Below are 17,852 nucleotides of genomic sequence, written 5' to 3'. Positions count from 1 at the left end.
GCTCTGAACAAACATTTACTGCATGGAGCTTTAAAGGCTACTGCTAAAACGCTTGCCGTGTTTAATTCTTTGCCCGGTTGGCAGTTGCCAAATTGTGTGGAATTGATTGCTGAAGCAGAAGGACCTGCTCCTGCAGGTCCTTCTTTAGCGCTTTTCCTTAAAACCATTACAGATTTAGCTCATTTTTCATAAGGCCCGCTTGTTATGCAAGTTGAGTCAGAACCTCGGCGTCGCGGTCTGAGAGTTCCCGCTTAAGGTAAAAAGCTCTAAGTTGCTGTTCTGAACTCATATTCTTCAAGGAAGCGCCCCACAATTTTGCTCTCTAGCCTTCTAATTACCTTCCCGCCCATTTTCTCGTAGAATCCCTTTGCGTTTGGTTCAGCTGTTAAGGTAATTCGTGTCCCTCCGGCATTCCTGATGTGCTCAATCATGTGCCTGAATATTTCTTTCCCATATCCTTTCCTGATGTTCTCGGCGGTTAGCCAGAGGTGGTCAACTTCCCAGTTCCCCTCTCCATAGCTGATGAGGGCGTAAAACCCGATAAAGGTTTGCCCACAATACACTTTAACCACATGATTACGCAGGATGTAAGTTTTGCTTACAGTTAGTTCTGACTGCCACAACTTCATCCATTCTTCCGGATATCCCCAGTACTCTTTTGAGCTAACAGCCGTCTGCGTCAGAAGAGAACTGTCATCAGGCCCGGCCTTTAGATACGTTAATGTATGCCCCACTTATAAAATCAAATTTTGTCCTGTCTCTGTGATGATTACCTTTGTTGTTAGTTTCCTTTCTCTTACCGTTTGCGCAAACTTCTCGGGTGTGCCTTTCTGCTTGAGCAAAAAAGTGTTAGTAAGCCAGCTTCCTTTAAAATTATAGTGTACAGGTATGGCTACTGTAGGCCTTAGCATTTCGCAGAGCTTGGCGGCATCATCAGGACCAAATGCTTTCTGCTCGTTGAGGTTAAGCTTGATCCGTAAGTCATTAACAGGTAGCAGAACAACATCTATAGCGGGGAAACGTGCCCTTACAGCCCGCTGAACCGACTCCTGCATTATATGGCCAACATAAAGAAGCACTTTGCCATTCGTTTCAATGATATAATTCCGCTCGTAGTCAAAGCTCGAGGGCTTCTCGCTGCTCTTACTCTCAAAAGAGGTAATCTTCATTCCGCCAATCCGGATACTCTCAAAATTCGCTAACTCAACGATATTTGTAAACCCTTCCTCCTCCGCGACTTTCTTTTGTTTACTACCGGCACAAACTAAAAGTGGAACATCCTTCTCCGGGTAGGCAGCCAGAGTGTGGATATCAAAGTGGTCGTAGTGATCCTGGGTCGAAGCGATTGCAGACAAATGGGGTAGTTGCGAAACAGTCATGGCGAGGCTGTCTTCACCATGGTAATAAGCTGGTTTTTCAGAAAACCAGGGGTCGATCAGGAGCTTATCCTTTCCACTGCTAATGATAACTGTTGCGTAGCCGACTCTTGTAACTTGAATGGAGCTGGTATCACTGGTTCCTTCGATGATAGTGCCCGCTTTGCACTTCCGCAGCGGGGCTGTGGTAAATTTCTGTGCACAGCTGTCAAAGTAAACAGAAAAGGAAAGGATTATTAATAACAGGCCAGACAGGGATAAGACTTTCATGCGCTTAAAACATTGGTTGAATGATTACGCCACAAATTTGCGCCACTTGTAGCGCCTGCGCATTAACCTTTGTTAAGAAACTTTCTATTTGCCCTGATTCGGCTGAGGTGCACTGCTGTTATTCCAAGATAGGAGGCGATAAAGACTTGCGATACCCTTTGGCTTATCTGCGGGAATTCCTGCAGCAGATGGAGGTACCTTTCTTCTGCAGTATATTTTAGGAAGGCAATCTCTCTTTTTTCTTTCCTGACATAAAGGGCTTCTGCCACTTTCCTCCCGAACTCCTGCCAGCCCAGGCTGGAAGATAAAGTACGTTGCACTGTTTCGTAATCCCACACTAGCACCTCAGACACTTCAAGGGCCTGGATATAGACCTCAGAAGGCACTTGCAGGGTAAAGCTTGTAAACGCAGTGAAAAAGGTTTTTTCAAAAGAGAAGTCCTTGATATACTCTTTGCCCTCACTGGTGACGAAGTACCTGAAGCTTCCTTTCATACAGAAAGCAAGCTGCTTGCAGGTTTTGCCTTCTGAGACAAAGTACTCAGATTTCCCGATTCTCTTCAGCTTGCCATTGCTTATAAAGGTGGCTATCTCTTCCTCTGAAAGCTTTTGGGTGTAGTAGTGTACGGTTTGACTGATCATGTGGGAATAAGCTCTTAAAAGGGTTGCACTTGAATTGGAACAAGGATTTGAAGAACCATCTTTGTCATTCAGTTAGCCTATTTGTGTTCCTGTTTTCTGCTGTTTCAAACGAAAGCTTACTAAGCTCCAGGGGCTGCCTCTGCCTAGCTACATATCTTGCCCTTGCTCTTCACATGAGTTGTACACAATCCCGTAGTGCCCTCTTCTTGTGAAGGACTTGAAAAGCGGCACTGAGCCGTTACAGGAAGCCCTTTCGCAGGCTAAAGTAAACTTTTAGACGGTGATAAGCATAGGCAGCTGTTTAATCCGCCTTCTTTAGCAAATATTCGGGCCGATAATGCCATAAACCAAGTAAGCATAGGCTTGTCCTGTAACAGTTAAGCAGCTTAAAGAAAACCCCGGCATAAGTTATTCATAACCCTACTGAAAGGAGCCTAAGTATCGCTCTTTCTCACTACGCACCTATCAGATGCCGTACTTCTAAGCTTTGTGGTTGGATCAGATTCCCCTAAAGGGAGTCTCTCTGATGATACATTACAATTGCATTCGTTACAGGTAAAAGTCTATGTACAAGCCGTGCAGTAAGTGGAGAGGTACTAGAGCTATAGGAATGTTTAACAACCGTCCCTTGCTAAAGGACACTAGAGGCCTATGAAGCTTATCCGATGGTGTGCAACAGAAGCTTGTTTTCTGTTTGTACTAGGTCCTGGATAAGCTTTCGGCTGTATTAGAATAACAGGTGAATTTGACTTGCCTAGTTGAAGCTTGTTATCATGTCTGACCGCTGAAGTGTGGCTAAGTTTACTGTGTATTCTTTTGGTCAACGCCTGGTACTACACAAAATACGCCGGCGTATATAAGATTAACTTAGATCTTCCCTCCCTTACATATCTGTTGGGGCCATTCATCAAAAATCGCAGGGAGCAGGTTTGAAATTTGTAGGCTAAGCCTGCTTTTATACGTATTCCCTTCATGCATCAACAGTAGATTATGTTGATGAAGCATCGTCGCGCAATAAGCCTGCATGCGCAATCAAAGCTCTTTTAGCTTAAAGTTGCGGGTTTAGTGATGTAAAAACTCTTGATTATATAATAGATGGAAAACCATAAAACGTTGGACAGCTTTTTAGATACAAAGGAAAAAAAGCTAGCCTTTTTTCAGAACATGGTTTTAGTAGCCATAGCAGACAAATACATTGATGAGATGGAAAGTGACTTTCTTCTCTCAATAGGCCAGCAGTTAGAGTTATCTGAGGAGGATACCCGTCCTATATCCGATAACCTTTCATCACTCTCATTTATCATCCCAAAGGATGGGCTGCAAAAAACGTTGGAGTTGCAAGCTCTGGTGATGATGGTATTGCAGGATGGTGAAGTTGAAGAAAGAGAGTACAGTCTGTGCTTGGAGTACACGCGCCAGATAGGGTACAGCAAAGAGATTCTGGATGAGCTTATCGCTAAACTGGGAAGTAGAAGAGTTCAATGAACGGGCAATTATAGAAATTTTGATAGCTAAGGTGTTTGAATATAAAAAGTTTTTTAGGGTTGACTGGGTGGGTCTGTTTTAGCCTAACTGCTCTTTCTTTGGCTGATGTTATCTGAGGCACGACTGATGCTTACGTCTCCACAAGGTTTGTCTTTAGCCCTGCAAAGCCTCCTGTCTGGGGCTTGCCTAAGACAAGAGCTGTAATCCTTCGCTGTCCTACCCTGTACACCTTTGCTTCCTGCAGGTGCTGCTCGATGAAGAGCTGTAGCTCCTGGAAGCGAACGGCATACGCTTTCTCCTCCTCGCTCATCTCGGCTGTTTCCTTGCTCATGTTTCGGAAGAAGTACCGAAGCTCTACTGTTTCGACCTTTTCCCCTGCTTCCTTCCCTGCCCAGTCTGTTAACTCCTCATTTGTAGGCTCCTGCCCTTGGGAAGCAGGGAAATGCACTACTTCAAAGGGCGCGTCTGTCTCGCTCAGGTAGTACAGGCCCTCTGAGTGCTGTTTTAGCCCCTGCAGTAGATCATTAGTAAAAGCGGAAGCATTGGTGTTTTCCATTCTTATAGTGTCTTTGAACGTCTCTAAATGGCTTTGTTTGTGCTACTGCGTTGGCCCCTGGTCTACCTGGCCCTCCAGTTCCTTTTGCAGCTGTGTAGGCAGAGCGGAAAGCAGGTCATAGCCAGTGGCGCTTTCTATCGCATCCACTGTTGTGCGGTAGGTTCCCCAGTCGGAGCGGACAGTGTTGCTGTTTGGTGTATCCACTGCAATTACTCTTGTATCAGCGTCTATCCGCTTTAGGTCATTCTCTCCCTCTGGCAGCACTACCAGTACTTTCCATATCCTGTTAGGTACTGTAACCCTTCCGTTATCGATGGTTCTGGCGCTGCCGTTAGAGCCTGTGCCGCCCTCCCCGTAGCTTCCCATGATCACGTAGACCTCGTTGCCCTCCGCTACCAAATCACGGGTGTAGTCCTCCAGGTTGGCCCAGGTCTCCTGGTTGTTGCTCGGTGCCTGTGGGATCATGTTTGTCATCAGGAAAGTAGCAGAGTTGTCCGCTACGGACTTGGTGCGGTCTGCCGAGGGCGTGTTATGCCCCCTGTCAAAGCCGCTGCCCCTGTAGGAGCTGCTTCCCACTCTGTACCATCCCTCAGGCAGGCTAGGGTCTGCCCTGAAGTCGTCCTGCCTTTCGGCTGTGCCTAGCCAGTCCTCGCTCACGTGCCAGCTGACCCAGTTAGGCGTTCCTCTTTCTTGGCTGTAGGAGAGGGCGTACTGGGGCTTAAGCATGAGGTAGTTGTTAGGGTTGCTCTCATCGGCTGTGGCACCGCTGGGATTTCCCAGAAGGAGCTGTTCCTCCTCGAGGGTAAGCGACTGCTCGGGAATGACCTCTGAGTCCTTGCAGGAAGAGAGGATGAGCAGGAGAAAGAGGAAGTATCTGTAGGAGTGTTTAAGCATAGGTAGTTAGAAGCAGCAAATAGAGTGCTAGTAAAGGATGAAACCATAGGCAATCAGGATAGGTGAGTCTCATATCAGGCGGCTTTCCTACTCCTTTATCAACTCTGACAGGTCTACCATCTCCAGGTAAGGTTCCAGGTAGGTTTTGCTCTTAAAACCACGGACTGACACAATGTGGTTATGCTGGGCCGAATACTTTACCTCAGCAAAGAACTCGCCCATGTGGTAAAGCACCACGCTGTAGCCTCCATCGTAGCGGATAGCAATAAGGCTCCCTAAGTCCCAGATCAGGTCCGCCCGTTCGTCTTTTGAGAAGTAGTTAAATTCGTAGAGGTCCATAACCAGTCCTGCTTGCCTGTTATCCTCTCTACGAACTTGTCTCTGATTGGGGTTCCTACAGGATAAGAGCCCATCCTAGCCTGGTTCTACCGTACTTTTGGGCGTTAGGTAAAGTAGGAGAGGAAGGTCAGGTAGTTACAAACAAACAGAGTGGTCATAGCTGGCTAAATCGATCTTGCAATCCCTTCCACCACGCCCCAGATAAAGCCGTTGTCGGCCTCGGTGTCGTCACCAGCTCTATTGGAGTTAGCTTTTCATTGTGATAGTGCTATGAAATATCAAAAGGGGGCTAAACTTGTGAGTAAGCCCCCTTTTGATAGGTCTCTTTATATGTCTTGCTCTCCGTAACAGTGGGGCTAGCAAATGAGCCTACCTCGTTAGTCCCCGTTTGGGAGTCCAGCATCCTTATCTGTTTCTTATTGCCGTCTCACTTAATCTAAACAGTAGTGAAGGAGAACCAAAAGAAACAGGGAAAACAAAAATGCTTCTCTTCCTGCTGCCGGTTCTGTCATTTACGTTAAGCTAACACTTTAGCTTAGTCCTCATCCTCATCCTCGTCCTCGTCCTCATCCTCATCCTCAATTTCCACTTCTGTTGCCAAGTCCAGTCCGTCGGCCACTGTTTCAAAGATGCCCGGGTTCTGGGTAGCGCTGATGACAATAACACCGCTAGCGTCTTTTGCTGCGGCTGAAAGCTGCTCTGCGGAGACGGCCGCAAACCAGGCAGCAGGGTCAAAAGTGACCTGCGCCACTACGCTCTGGCCCTCGGTGAAAGTGATAAAGCCTTCCCTATTTACCTCAAATTCCTCATCTGAGTTGAACTCGAAGCGTACCGGGTGCTGCTGGCCCTCGGCGTCTGTGAAAGTGCCGTTCAGGACAATAGCGGGCGCGGGGCCCTCGTCCTGAAGCTTCATCTCTATTTCGAACTCCTCGTAAGTGCCTGGCTGGATGGCAATGGCGCTGATATCAGGGGAGGTGGCGCCAGTGGGGAAGTTTATCTGCACGTCCTGCTCCAGTTCAAACTCCACCTCCAGGGAATTTACGTCGCTCTCTGCCTCAAACTTAACCTCTTGCATTGTGATCGTGCCGGAGGTGAAGACCACGCTGTTGGTGGAGGTCACTCTGCCGTTTAATGGGGCGGAGGCTGTGATGGTGTTAAAATCTAGGCCTACCTGGGCCTGTGGCATTGCGGGCTCACTCTCACAAGCGCTGAACCATACAAGGCTGCCCAGCATAAGAGGGATAAGGGGCTTTCTTTTCATAACATTGGAAAGTTTAGGTTATGGGGCAAATGTATGGTGAGAAGATGAAGGAAAGATGAAGGAACAGTAGATAGCTATATTTTAATAAATTTAGATGAACGCTCTGTTGTCAATGTCTTAGGTTGCATTATAGCGAACTATAACAGTTCTCTCGTCTTTTTAATCTTTAACTCTGAGTACTTGCAAGTCAATCAGGTACACCGCTATGTCCTGTTGGAACGAGTAAAACCGCCTAATCCACTTGTTCATTCTTGCCTCTATGTCCCTATGCCCGTAATGCCTGGACATCTCTTCCAGGCCCTTTACCAGCTCCTGGAGCTCTTTGTTCATCTTCTGGTTGTGAAGCGGCCTGATGCTTCTGGTAAAGTCCTTCTGCAGGCGAAGCACCTCCTCTCTCATGCATTGCCCTGCCTGTAGGTAGGACTCAGGGTTGATGTCAAGAAGGGGAGCAAGGGTGGCCTCATCCAGCTGCAGCTCTCTTTTCGTCTCCTCAGCTTTTGTCTCTGGCCTGAGTTTTTTGTAAAGGAACTTCTACCTCAGCAGTTTGTGCACAGGTACAAGCTGATGTGTCGGTGAGCTTTCCACCGCTTCCTGCAGGAGCGCCACATGGGCTGCGCCATAAATCACGAGTATTCTGTCGTCAGGGCTCTCGGTGATGCGCTGGATGTTACGGAAGATGCGAAGGTTGCGGTTAAACCAGGTGGCACTGTACCAGTCTACGCCGGTGTAGTCGTATGGCTTTTCCTCGTACTGGAAGGCCTCCCGGAAATAGTTTTCGTGCTTGCGGCGAATGGTTTCTGGGTGGTTATGCCTCTGGATCACTTTGTAAAGAGAACCCTCGTGGCTAAATAATTCTTTATCTATCTCGGCGCGCTCTAGGGTTTTAGCGCGCATGTAGGTCCAGAACTTCTCCATGCGCTCCTTCTTGTCTTCGCGCAACTCAAATTTGGTAGCCCCGGGTGTCTGGTATGTATCAAGGTCGCCCATTGTGTTGATGCAGTACAAACGCTGGTGTCCCAGTTCCTTTGCCAGCTTAAACCCGATCTGGTATACTTCGTCTGCCGTCAGTGTATAGCGGCCCTCCAGGTAAGCCTGATACAGCGAGTCCAGCTCGGCCTGCTTTTCCGGCATCACTTCTACAGCAATTTTAGTGGGCTTAAACTTGGCCAGTTGCCGGTTAACTTTCTCCAGGTCCTTCTGTGCTTCCGGGCTCATCACATCCAGCTGGTCTTTTTTCTCGGTTACTATAATGTCTTTGTTGCGATACGAGAAGTGGAAGGTGCCTAAGAACATCACCTTTGCGCGGTCTTCTTTGCTGTCCGTTTTGTTAATCTGTGCCTGCGCATTAGAAAAGAAACTGCCCGTCACCAGGGCCACCGCGAGTAATAGCTTTTTCATGGTTTTTAGGATTGGTATTGATTTTTGGGTAAGATGTGTAGCTGAACTTTCAAGTTGCATGAGTAGCTGAAAAAAGTAGCACATCTTTGCTACTTCACTGATAATCATCCTGAAAATTTTTGCTGTTTCAACGACACAAAAGTCTCCGCTTTTTACCATCCGCTCAATAGACAAAAGGGTGCTTGTCTTGCACATTTGTGCAGGTGCCTTGCTGCGCGCTCCACTTAGGTATAAATGCTGTAACAGATTACAGGAATTTTGTAACAGTCCCGCCTCTTTAAGCTGCTTCCTTTGCGGCGTTAAATCCAAAAAACAAGAAAATGATGGGCCTGTATTACACATCCGGCAGTAACGATGGCAGTAGTACCATACCTGCTCTAAAGCCTTTCCTGCAAACCTTGAACGCCCTTCTTTCCGGCATTGCCTCAACAGCTGTTAAGGCTTCTGAAAAGATCGGCTGCCACAGCTTAAGCCACAGCACTTCATTCCCTATAGTATAAAATGCCACTCAAACTACTACTGGCTGCCATCGGTCTTTTGGCCATTACCAGCCTGCAAGCGCAACAACATAAAACCATGAAAAAAGAAGAAACTACTGTGTTGGTGCTGTTCCACTCGAAGGGCGGCACCACTTATAAACTGGCTACAGCCATTGCTCGGGGTATAGAAAAACAGGAGGGGGTACGGGCGGTGCTGAAGCAGGTGCCGCACATCACCCTACCCGATGATTTGGAGAGTAAACCCTTTGCTTCGGTGCCTTATGCTACACCTGAAGAACTGGCGCAATATGACGGCATTGCCTTCGGCTCGCCCATCCACTTTGGGAGTACCACGGCTGACATGCGCCTGTTCCTGGAGGGTACGCTGAATCTTTGGTCGCAGCACCGGCTGGACGGTGTACCGGCTACGGTGTTTATGGCAGCAGGAGGCGGTGCTGCCCGCGAGGCAGCCATCCTTTCGTTATGGTCTACCCTATCGGTGCACGGCATGGTGCTGGTGCCTACGGGCATGAGGGGAGCTGCCGGTATAGACAAATCCATAGCGCAGGGGAACACGGTATTTGGTACCACAGCCCTTGCCACTATGCCAGGTTCCGAGAGACCCTCTGAAAGCGAGCTATACTTAGCCGAGCTGCAGGGTGAGGCATTAGCCAAAATAGCTAAAGCTCTCGCACCGTTGCACAAAACGCTAACTGAACCAACACCACCTGCAAAAACCCCAGAGGAAAGTATAAACTACGTAGAGCAACGCTTGCTGGAGCTGGGGCTGCAACTGCCCGTGCTGCCTGAGCCGGTGGGAAATTACGTACCCTATACCCGCTCCGGTAACCTGGTGTTCATTAACCAGGTGGCGCTGAAAGAGGGGAAGGTGCTGCACCCCGGCGTGATCGGGCAGGACCTGACCATCGAGCAAGCCAAAGAAGCCACCCGCCAGACCATGCTGAATGTGCTGGCCGTACTCAAAAGCGCCACCCATGGCGACTTGAGTCGGGTAAAACAGGTGGTGCAGCTAACGGGATTCTTAAACACCCCGACTGGCTATACCCAACATGCCGGTTTGATGAATGTAGCTTCTGATTTAACCGTGGCTGTTTTCGGGGAGAAGGGGAAACACGCCCGCGCCGCCCTTGGCGCCTCATCTATACCTGTGAATTCACCTGTGGAGATTCAGGCGGTATTCGAGGTGGAGTAGGCAATAGCAGTAAAATAAAACCGTCACGTTGGATTTTGGTTACGTGGTGGTTAGCTTCATAACGTCTTGTGCACCAGAAGTCTGAAACGTAGTGGGGGTTAAAGCTGAACCTTGTTATGCGGTTTACTTTTTATTTGACCCGTACTGTTGATAATATTTTAGCAACTAACTCTTGTTGACTTTCAGTCAGACTGTCTGCCACCAAAGTTAATGCTATATCACCGTTTAAGGGTTTGATATGTATTCCAGTTATACCCTTCTTTGGATTCTTTGCCTTTACTATTTTCCTGTATTGATTATCAAACGTATCAATAGAAACATCATGTTCCTTTGTCTCTTTGGGAAGATAAATTGGAAAATCAAAAACATACTTCTCATGTCTGCCTGTTGCCACATAGTCACTACCTTTCCACTTCAGGCTGTCTTCTAAAGTAGCTTTTCGCATGGAAATAACTTCAACTTTTGGTAGCATGTCAACATTATATGTCTTTCCACTTTCCATGAATTGGTAAGAAGCATCCTTTACCCATGTACTATCTTCAAGATATTGCTCTGGTGTCAGGGCCAATGCATTAGGATACTCACCGTAGTCAAAGAAAAAGTTTATACTGTCTCCCTCAATTCTACCTACATATGAATCAATTCCTGTTTCTTCAATGAGATTGAAATCAGCAGGGAACTTGAATGAATAATTACCTACCGTTATTTTTTGCCAATCCTCTTTTTCTTGTTGCTCTACTGTGTTGCAGCTAGTTAATGGCAGTAAGAATAAAAGAACCAGCAACAGCTTCATTTGTTATTCTCGATTAATGAGCATTTCACATTTAAAGTACAGCAGGAGTATCTACTCCTGCTGTACTTTAAATATAGCAGATAAATGAAATAGTACTCACTTTCCTGCAAATTCAAAATGCACAGTTGCTGCTTGATTTTCCTTCCTATAAATCCTGCAACACTTCTCCAAAATTCTGTAACACCCTCACCCTCTTCTCACCATACTTTTGTCATGTTCATAATCAGTAACACCAATAGAAAAACAGAACATGAAAGAGCTACAATGCAAGACCCAAATCGAAGCTGAAGTGCCTTAACTAAAGCGGTTAGCAGACCTGAATGAACAGGTGCTACAATATCGCGAACTTATGCGAAAGTAGGTAGTATACAATGTATTACCGGCCAGCGGAAACGTAAAATCAGGAGGATTTATGGCAGCAAAAAGCAAATCTCCACAAAACAAGGCGCAGCGGTTGGACTTTCCCACACCCAAAGGTATACTGCTGGCCATAGGCGGCAAGGAAAGCAAGAGTGAAGAGGAGCGCCCCGAGTCGCAGGAGGAGAACACCAGCTTTGTCAGCGAGCAGATACTGAAACGCTTTGTAAAAGAACTGCAAGGGAAAGATCCGCTGGTGTTGGTGGTGCCGGCCGCCACCAACGATCCGGAGCCGGTTGCTCGTGAATACGTAAAGTTATTCAGAGACCTGGGGGTTGATACGGTTAAGATCGTGGATATCAGAACCCGCGACGATGCCAAAGACCCGGAGAAAATAAAATTGGTGGATAAGGCTGCCGGCATCATGCTCACCGGCGGCGACCAACTCCGGCTTACCTCCATACTCGGCGGCAGCCTTTTTATGGAACGCATCAAAGAGCGGTACATGAACGAGAAGTTTGTGGTAGCCGGTACCAGTGCGGGAGCTGCGGCGATGTCTACCAACATGATTTATAAAGGCGAAGCGCAGGGAGGTATGCTGAAAGACCAGATGAGTGCTACCGCCGGGCTTGACCTGCTGAAGAACGTAGCCATTGATACCCACTTCATCGACCGCGGCCGCATCATTCGTATGGCACAGGCGGTGGCGCAAAATCCGGGCTGCATCGGCATTGGCCTGGAGGAAGACACTGCCATACTGGTAAAAAAAGGCATGGAGGTGGAGGTAGTGGGCAGTGGCCTGGTGACCATACTGGATGGCATGAACATCAGCAGTACCAATATCTATGAAATAGAAGCAGGCGATCCGTTTACCATCTACGACCTGAAAATGCACCTGCTGGGAAATGGCAAAACCTACACCATACCTGCTTTCAATATAGAAGAAAGTGATGAAAACGATTAGCATCATGTACCCGGACAGCAGGGATATACCCTGTAAGTTGCCATAGCATAGTGTATACCTATACCTTGTGCCATTACGGATGCCGCTCAATCAGCATCGGTGCGCTTGTTCAGCACTTACCTGTTTGTCCAGCAAAAGCACCTGTTTGTGTATGGCCTGGGGCTGCAAAAGCACAGACCTTTGTGCCATTGCAACAACAAGAGAAATGCAGGCGGGGGAGGAGCAAACCAGAAGCCTAACACAGCCTGCAGCACAAGCTAAAAACAATCAATAACCAAAACCGGAGCAAAACGGAAGCTGCCCCTAAAAAGGCGGACGGCCACCTTATTGCCTAAACCATTAGCTACAAAATAAAACCATGAAAAAAACACTACGCACCACTATCGGCGTGGCAGCTTTAAGTACGCTGCTGCTGCACCAGGCAAATGCCCAGATCGATCTCAGTTTCCCGGCCACGCCGGCACCGGACACTACGCAGGCAGGCAAGCCATACTTCAAGTCCAGCATCAACGGCATCATCACGGCTTCGGGTTTTGTGCAGGACGATACCTTTGGCCTGGGCGACGGCGCCATTACCATGTGGGCCAGCCCCCAGCAGCCTACCCAGGAGGAGTACCAGTTTGGCGGCGACCTGCGCAAGACCTGGCTCATCTTTAAAGGCACGGCCTATCACCTGCCCCACGGCATCACCGCCACTGGTCGTGCCGAGCTAGACTTCCTGGGAGGCACGGCAGGCGGAGGCGGCTTTGCCGACGAGAACCTGCTGCCACGCGTGCGACTGGCTTACGTGGAGGTGCAGAAAGGGCAGACGAGGCTGCGCCTGGGCCAGAACTGGACACCCTTGGTGGCGCACTTTCCGAACTCCGTTACGCACTTTGCCATGGGCTATGGCTCGGCGGGCGGCATTGGCTTCCGCAACCCCGGCTTGTTTCTCTACCAGGGTTTAACCAGACCGACAGCCTTCACCAAAGTACGCCTGGACCTGGCTGTGTTCCGCGGCTCCTGGACCGGCCCGAAAGCCGAAGCCGACGGTCGTGATGAAGGAGAAATAGGTATACCGCAAACAGAAATTGGCCTGAACATCAGCAACCAGACACAGCCGCTGAAATGGGAGGTGAACCTGGCCGGTCACTACGACCGCAAGCGCCTGGTGCAGGGCGATTCCCGCAGCAACCTGGAGGGCAAAGCCGTGCAGGCAGGCACGAAGCTAACCTACGGCGGAGCCACCTTGCAGGGAAACGCCTACTGGGGCCGCGCCATCAGCCAGAGCTGGGGCCAGCTGCTGCAGTTCGGTAACATAGCAGGCTACGGTGCCTGGGGGCAGGCAGGCTACAGGTTCAGTAAGCACCTCAGCGCCTGGGTCATGTACGGCCAGGACAACCCGAACGACGGCGAAGTATTGGCAGCGGTACCCGGCAACGCCCGCCTCAGAAACGAAGTCATCGTGCCTATGATCCGCTACGACGCCGGTCCGCTAGGAATAGCCCTGGAGTGGTACCGCGCCAACACCGACTGGAGGCTTGTGGAGAATGGAAAGCAGGTATACAAAACCACCTCGGCTAACCAATTAGCGCTGGGCGCACAGTTTGTATTTTAGATAATCCAACCACCCCTGCCCCTCAGAACTGGGCTCGCTAGTTTCAAACTCGCGTTCTCACTAGTCTAAAAAGGGGAGCTATACTTATACTTTTCCTGCCTAGAGCCTTCAACAGAGCTTGTATATCAGCCAGAGTAGTGGCTCAGAGTTTCCCTTTGAAGGGGGTAATGGGGATGTTTATGCATTAACTACAAAGCAGGAAAACAAGAGACAGTATTAGCAGAAAAAGTTCCCCGCCTGGGATAGGGAGGGGTTAGGGGTGGTTCGACCCAGTATTGCGAAAACCCTGATACACTCAATCAAAATTTATTCACTCAATCATTCATTCACGCATTCAAAATTCTACAACTATGAAAAATTCAGCTGTTCAACCCTTTATCCTGGTAGCCAGGATACTGATCGGTATTACATTTTTAGTGGCGGGCATGCATAAAGTGCTTTTCTGGGATGGCCCGGCCATGTGGATGGCCTCGAAAGGTCTGCCGTTTGTGCCCCTGCTGCTGGGAGCCGCCATGGTGACCGAATTGCTCGGTGCTATACTTCTGTTTGCGGGCTTTAAGGTAAAGCAGACCGCATTAGCTTTGGTGCTGCTCCTGCTCCCGATGACCCTGATGATGCATACTTTCTGGAACATGGAGGGCATGATGCAACAAACCGCCGTCATGGACTTCATCCAGAACCTGGCCATTATGGGCGGACTAGTGGCGCTGGCCGCTGTGGTACATCTTTCAGCGAAACAGCCAACAAGTACAAAATAAAAGCTCTATACCAGCGCCGTGCTTCCTGCTCTTAACAGGGGGCACGGCTTTTTGACTTTACACAACATGGAACGTCACCACCACCATCACGGGCATGCTCACCACCATCATGCCACCGGTAACATAAAGTTTGCTTTTATCCTGAACCTGGGCTTTGCCTTGCTGGAGCTTATAGGCGGGTTCTTCGTAAACAGCGTAGCCATTATGAGCGACGCGCTCCACGACTTTGGCGATGCCTTTGCACTTGGCCTTACGTACTTTCTGCAACGCAAATCGGAGAAACCCGGAAATCCTACCTATACCTATGGCTACAAGCGCTACTCTGTGGCCGGAGCCTTGGTTACATCCCTCATCCTTATTTTGGGGGCTGGATTCGTCATAACAGAAGCTGTTGAACGGCTGCTGAACCCCTCCATGCCCGAGCCGATGGGCATGCTGCTGTTTGCCATACTGGGAATAGTGGTGAACGGTGCCGCTTTTTTCAAGCTAAAAGGAGGGATCAACTTAAACCAACGGGCCGTATCGCTGCACATGCTCGAAGACCTGCTGGGATGGGTAACGGTATTAGTCGCCAGTATCATCCTGCTGTTCTTCGAACTACCCTGGCTCGACCCGCTTTTATCAGTAGCCATATCGCTCTACATGCTGGTTCATGCTTTCCAAAATGCCTGGGCTGCCTTACAGGTCCTACTCCAGGCAAACCCGCTGGGCTTTAGCTTAGAAAAGGTAAAAGAGCAGGTATTAGCCCTGAAAAATGTACAGGACATACACGAACTAAGGCTGTGGTCCCTGGACGGCGAGCACCATGTCTTATCGGCTCACTTGGTAGTGTCCCAGGTGCAGGAACCACAGGCCCTATCCGCTCTAAAGCAGCAGATCAGCCAAGTGCTGAACGCATTCTCGATAACAGAGGTAACCTTAGAGCTTGAGCATGAAACAGAAGTATGCCGCCTGGAAGCCTGATGTTTTGATTATTGACTGCTCTCATCAAAAAGAAAGAAGCCGCTTACTGTCAAAGTAGCGGCTTCTTTCTTTTTGCCGTTGAGAAGGTATAGTCATTTGTGCGCTATGCCTTGTAGATGTTGAGGTACCTGGCTACCGAACGCCTGAACGCCTCCCGGGCACCGGATGGGATTTCCTGCCCTTCAAAGGCACCATGAATGGCATCAAAGGCGAGTGGCTCTATTTGCTGCTGTATGCGCTTAATTGCTGCTTTCTTCAACGGTATCAGGTTGGGGTAACTATACATAAAGGACACATGCTTTCTGTCGCGTGCTACATAAATGCTGTCGCCAGTCAGAAGGGAGCCTTTTGCGCCGTGGTGGGGCAGGTGCAGTACCGTGCTGCCCGCAAAGTGGCCGGCCACGTGCACTACTGAGATATCGTCCCACAGCACCAGTTTTTTACCTTCCCATAAGCGGATATGTCTGCTTTTATCCTGTATCCATTGCTTGTCCTGCACATGCAGGTAGATCGGGCAATCGAAGGCCTGGGCCCATTCAGCCATCAGGCTGTAGTAGTGCGGGTGCGAAATGGCAATCGCTTTGATACCTCCCATCGTGCGGATATAACTCGCCGTCTGCTCATCCAGAAAAGGAATGCAGTCCCAGAGGATATTCCCGCTTTTTGATAGAACAAGGTGTGCTTTCTGGCTAATGGCAAAAGATGGCGTGATCTTAAGGTCGTAGAGGTCTGGCTGTAGCCGCGTGATGCGGATGCTGCTGCTTTTCGCAACCTCACTGTAGCTCAACCACAGCTGGCCCTTGTCGCCTACATACTGGCGCTCGTCCTGACAGATAGGGCAGGTGTCTGCCTCGGTTCTGGCTGTTGCGTGCCGGGTACCGCAGGTAGCACAGATATTCTTCTGGTCCTTGTCTCTGATAGCAAGCTTCATACTTGTTTTACCAACAGAAGCTAAAAAGTTGTTGTGCGCCAGGCCCGGCACCAGTAGTAGAGATGAGCTGAGGAAGGACTTCTGAAGAAAGGATTTTCGGTTCATGAGGTGCTGTTCTTAAGATGGATTAATCTGATTAACAGCACAAAGTTCTCCCATTAGAACCCCTTGCTCAATGGACAAACTGTTGCTTGTGTTGGATAATCAAGCTTTACCTGACAAGCCCGGCTTCATCATGCTTTTCCTTAAACCTGAAGTTTTGAGGTGATAAGCCTTCGTTCTTTGTAAAGAACCGGGTGAAGTAGGCTGCGTCGTCAAAGCCCAGTTCTCCAGCTATTTCCTTGATAGTTAGTTTGCCGTGGTGAAGCAAGCGTTTGGCTTCCAGCATGAGCCTTTCCTTGATCAGGTCGCTTACTGTTCTGCCGGCGTACTTGTGCGTGACCTCGTTCAGCGACCTAGGCGTAATGGCTAGTGCTGCTGCATAGTATTGCACGGCGTGCTGTTGCCTGTACTGCTGCTCCAGCATCATTTTAAAGGTGCGGAAAACCAGGTAGCGCGGTTCCGGGGCGGCCTGCAGTTCTTCCCGGTGGCTGTCTTTTAGCTTGTATACCTGCAGCAGAAAGACCTTGAGGTAAGAGGCAATGATAATGGCCGATAGTTCAGAAGCATTTTTATACTCCAGCAGCATTTTTTGCATCAGGTCATTCAGCAAGTGCACAGCCTCCGAGTCAAGTTGAAGCACCGGCTGCACGTTGATGTTGTCGAAGATGCCATACTTGAGCAAAAGGTTCTCTGCGCCTGACTCCACAGCGAAAAGCGACTCATTAAATTTCAGCACAAAGCCTTTGGTGGGGCCATCCTTTATGATCTGATGGATGTGGCTCGGCTGCAGCAGAAACAGGCAGGGGCCATGAAAGGGGTAGTCTTTGAAATCGATGGTGTGCGTGCCGCTCCCTTCTGTTATCCAGATGATCTCATAATAGGTATGCCGGTGCGGGGCAACCCGCTTGAGGCCAGCATCCTGCCGGTCCTCATACGAAGCAATATAAAAGTCCCGGAAGCTGTTCTTTCTAAAGCTTTCAGCCTCTGTGTAGACTGGAATAGTAGCTCCTTGTTTTGTCATTATCAGAAGGGAATTGCGCCTGTAAAAGTATAAATCTATTGCCAAATTTAAAGTAACTGTCACACGTATAGCCTGCCTGAGTCCATGTCCGGCAGGCTATACGTGTGGTTTTTTTATTCCAGCCCGGGTCACTGTCCCAGGAACAGATAAAGCTGCTCTTAAACATATGCCATGCAAAGCCTATAGTAGCCTACCAAGTGTTACCATTTTGTGCTCAGAAAAGCAGAGAGAGGTAAAGGAAGTAGATACCTTTGAGAAGCTGGATAAAGTAAGCGGTCTGAGAGATTTTTTAAATATTTCCCGCTATCTTGATCTATCGCATAGCCTAGAAAAGGCTGTTAGCTATAAGCCATGCACATAATTCCATACACACAACTATGAAAGATGCCCAGAATTTATTGCCACACCGCGAACCGTTCCTGTTTGTCGATACTATTCTTTTTAGTAACGAGGA

General features: G+C 48.9%; 19 protein-coding genes. 7 read left to right on the top strand and 12 right to left on the bottom strand.

What is annotated here, in order from left to right; translation table 11 throughout:
- On the top strand, nucleotides 1–192 hold a 192-nt coding region (locus CHB92_RS25960), incomplete at its 5' end, for a hypothetical protein (RefSeq protein WP_179223154.1).
- A 74-nt stretch (nucleotides 193–266) separates the two neighbouring features.
- On the opposite strand, the gene CHB92_RS24680 is transcribed toward CHB92_RS25960, so the two are convergent.
- From CHB92_RS24680 to CHB92_RS24670, 3 genes are all read right to left on the bottom strand, one after another.
- Nucleotides 267–734, bottom strand: coding sequence for a GNAT family N-acetyltransferase (locus tag CHB92_RS24680; protein WP_089321910.1), 468 nt, complete (start codon nucleotides 732–734; stop codon nucleotides 267–269).
- Nucleotides 735–1,646: an MBL fold metallo-hydrolase gene (locus CHB92_RS24675; RefSeq protein WP_089321909.1), complete on the bottom strand. Its 912-nt coding sequence runs from the start codon at nucleotides 1,644–1,646 to the stop codon at nucleotides 735–737. It abuts the gene before it with no gap.
- Nucleotides 1,647–1,708: 62 nt separating this feature from the next.
- The gene (locus CHB92_RS24670; RefSeq protein WP_089321908.1) at nucleotides 1,709–2,287 is read right to left on the bottom strand and encodes a Crp/Fnr family transcriptional regulator; all 579 of its coding nucleotides are present in this window, start codon (nucleotides 2,285–2,287) and stop codon (nucleotides 1,709–1,711) included.
- A gap of 1,095 nt (nucleotides 2,288–3,382) precedes the next feature.
- Between CHB92_RS24670 and CHB92_RS24665 the strand changes: the two genes are divergently transcribed.
- On the top strand, nucleotides 3,383–3,772 hold the full coding sequence (locus CHB92_RS24665; RefSeq protein WP_089321907.1) for a hypothetical protein: 390 nt from the start codon (nucleotides 3,383–3,385) through the stop codon (nucleotides 3,770–3,772).
- A gap of 130 nt (nucleotides 3,773–3,902) precedes the next feature.
- Here CHB92_RS24665 and CHB92_RS24660 read toward each other — a convergent pair whose 3' ends face one another.
- The 6 genes from CHB92_RS24660 to CHB92_RS24635 form a co-directional block, all read right to left on the bottom strand.
- Nucleotides 3,903–4,328, bottom strand: coding sequence for a nuclease A inhibitor family protein (locus CHB92_RS24660; RefSeq protein WP_089321906.1), 426 nt, complete (start codon nucleotides 4,326–4,328; stop codon nucleotides 3,903–3,905).
- A 42-nt stretch (nucleotides 4,329–4,370) separates the two neighbouring features.
- A complete protein-coding gene (locus CHB92_RS24655) occupies nucleotides 4,371–5,222 on the bottom strand; it encodes a DNA/RNA non-specific endonuclease (RefSeq protein ID WP_089321905.1) in 852 nt (283 codons plus the stop codon).
- Between the two features lie 87 nt (nucleotides 5,223–5,309).
- The gene (locus tag CHB92_RS24650) at nucleotides 5,310–5,561 is read right to left on the bottom strand and encodes a hypothetical protein (RefSeq protein ID WP_089321904.1); all 252 of its coding nucleotides are present in this window, start codon (nucleotides 5,559–5,561) and stop codon (nucleotides 5,310–5,312) included.
- 535 nt (nucleotides 5,562–6,096) lie between these two features.
- Complete coding sequence (locus CHB92_RS24645) at nucleotides 6,097–6,822, bottom strand: hypothetical protein (RefSeq protein ID WP_144266392.1); 726 nt, start codon at nucleotides 6,820–6,822, stop codon at nucleotides 6,097–6,099.
- 159 nt (nucleotides 6,823–6,981) lie between these two features.
- Nucleotides 6,982–7,221, bottom strand: a complete 240-nt coding sequence (locus CHB92_RS24640; RefSeq protein ID WP_089321902.1) for a hypothetical protein — start codon at nucleotides 7,219–7,221, stop codon at nucleotides 6,982–6,984.
- Nucleotides 7,222–7,353: 132 nt separating this feature from the next.
- Nucleotides 7,354–8,220 carry a DUF5694 domain-containing protein gene (locus tag CHB92_RS24635; protein WP_089321901.1) on the bottom strand — a complete coding sequence of 289 codons (867 nt, stop codon included), beginning with the start codon at nucleotides 8,218–8,220 and terminating at the stop codon, nucleotides 7,354–7,356.
- A 576-nt stretch (nucleotides 8,221–8,796) separates the two neighbouring features.
- On the opposite strand from CHB92_RS24635, the gene wrbA reads away from it, so the two are divergent.
- Nucleotides 8,797–9,912, top strand: a complete 1,116-nt coding sequence (gene wrbA, locus CHB92_RS24630; RefSeq protein WP_089321912.1) for an NAD(P)H:quinone oxidoreductase type IV — start codon at nucleotides 8,797–8,799, stop codon at nucleotides 9,910–9,912.
- 130 nt (nucleotides 9,913–10,042) lie between these two features.
- On the opposite strand, the gene CHB92_RS24625 is transcribed toward wrbA, so the two are convergent.
- On the bottom strand, nucleotides 10,043–10,705 hold the full coding sequence (locus CHB92_RS24625) for a hypothetical protein (RefSeq protein ID WP_089321900.1): 663 nt from the start codon (nucleotides 10,703–10,705) through the stop codon (nucleotides 10,043–10,045).
- Nucleotides 10,706–11,117: 412 nt separating this feature from the next.
- Between CHB92_RS24625 and CHB92_RS24620 the strand changes: the two genes are divergently transcribed.
- The 4 genes from CHB92_RS24620 (at nucleotide 11,118) to CHB92_RS24605 (ending at nucleotide 15,344) form a co-directional block, all read left to right on the top strand.
- Entirely contained in the window at nucleotides 11,118–12,026 is a 909-nt protein-coding gene (locus tag CHB92_RS24620; protein WP_089321899.1) for a cyanophycinase, read from the top strand.
- A gap of 358 nt (nucleotides 12,027–12,384) precedes the next feature.
- A complete protein-coding gene (locus tag CHB92_RS24615; protein ID WP_089321898.1) occupies nucleotides 12,385–13,623 on the top strand; it encodes a hypothetical protein in 1,239 nt (412 codons plus the stop codon).
- 350 nt (nucleotides 13,624–13,973) lie between these two features.
- Complete coding sequence (locus tag CHB92_RS24610; protein WP_089321897.1) at nucleotides 13,974–14,381, top strand: DoxX family protein; 408 nt, start codon at nucleotides 13,974–13,976, stop codon at nucleotides 14,379–14,381.
- 66 nt (nucleotides 14,382–14,447) lie between these two features.
- Nucleotides 14,448–15,344 carry a cation diffusion facilitator family transporter gene (locus CHB92_RS24605; RefSeq protein WP_089321896.1) on the top strand — a complete coding sequence of 299 codons (897 nt, stop codon included), beginning with the start codon at nucleotides 14,448–14,450 and terminating at the stop codon, nucleotides 15,342–15,344.
- 103 nt (nucleotides 15,345–15,447) lie between these two features.
- Here CHB92_RS24605 and CHB92_RS24600 read toward each other — a convergent pair whose 3' ends face one another.
- Together CHB92_RS24600 and CHB92_RS24595 are read right to left on the bottom strand one after the other, a co-directional pair.
- A complete protein-coding gene (locus CHB92_RS24600) occupies nucleotides 15,448–16,380 on the bottom strand; it encodes an MBL fold metallo-hydrolase (protein ID WP_245842896.1) in 933 nt (310 codons plus the stop codon).
- Between the two features lie 106 nt (nucleotides 16,381–16,486).
- Complete coding sequence (locus CHB92_RS24595; protein WP_089321895.1) at nucleotides 16,487–17,398, bottom strand: helix-turn-helix domain-containing protein; 912 nt, start codon at nucleotides 17,396–17,398, stop codon at nucleotides 16,487–16,489.
- Nucleotides 17,399–17,852 lie beyond the last annotated feature (454 nt).

The sequence above is a fragment of the Pontibacter ummariensis genome (assembly GCF_900188175.1).
In the GTDB taxonomy this organism is placed as follows: domain Bacteria; phylum Bacteroidota; class Bacteroidia; order Cytophagales; family Hymenobacteraceae; genus Pontibacter; species Pontibacter ummariensis.
Note: the sequence above shows the minus strand (reverse complement) of the source record. Positions and strands in the feature narration are given on the sequence as shown.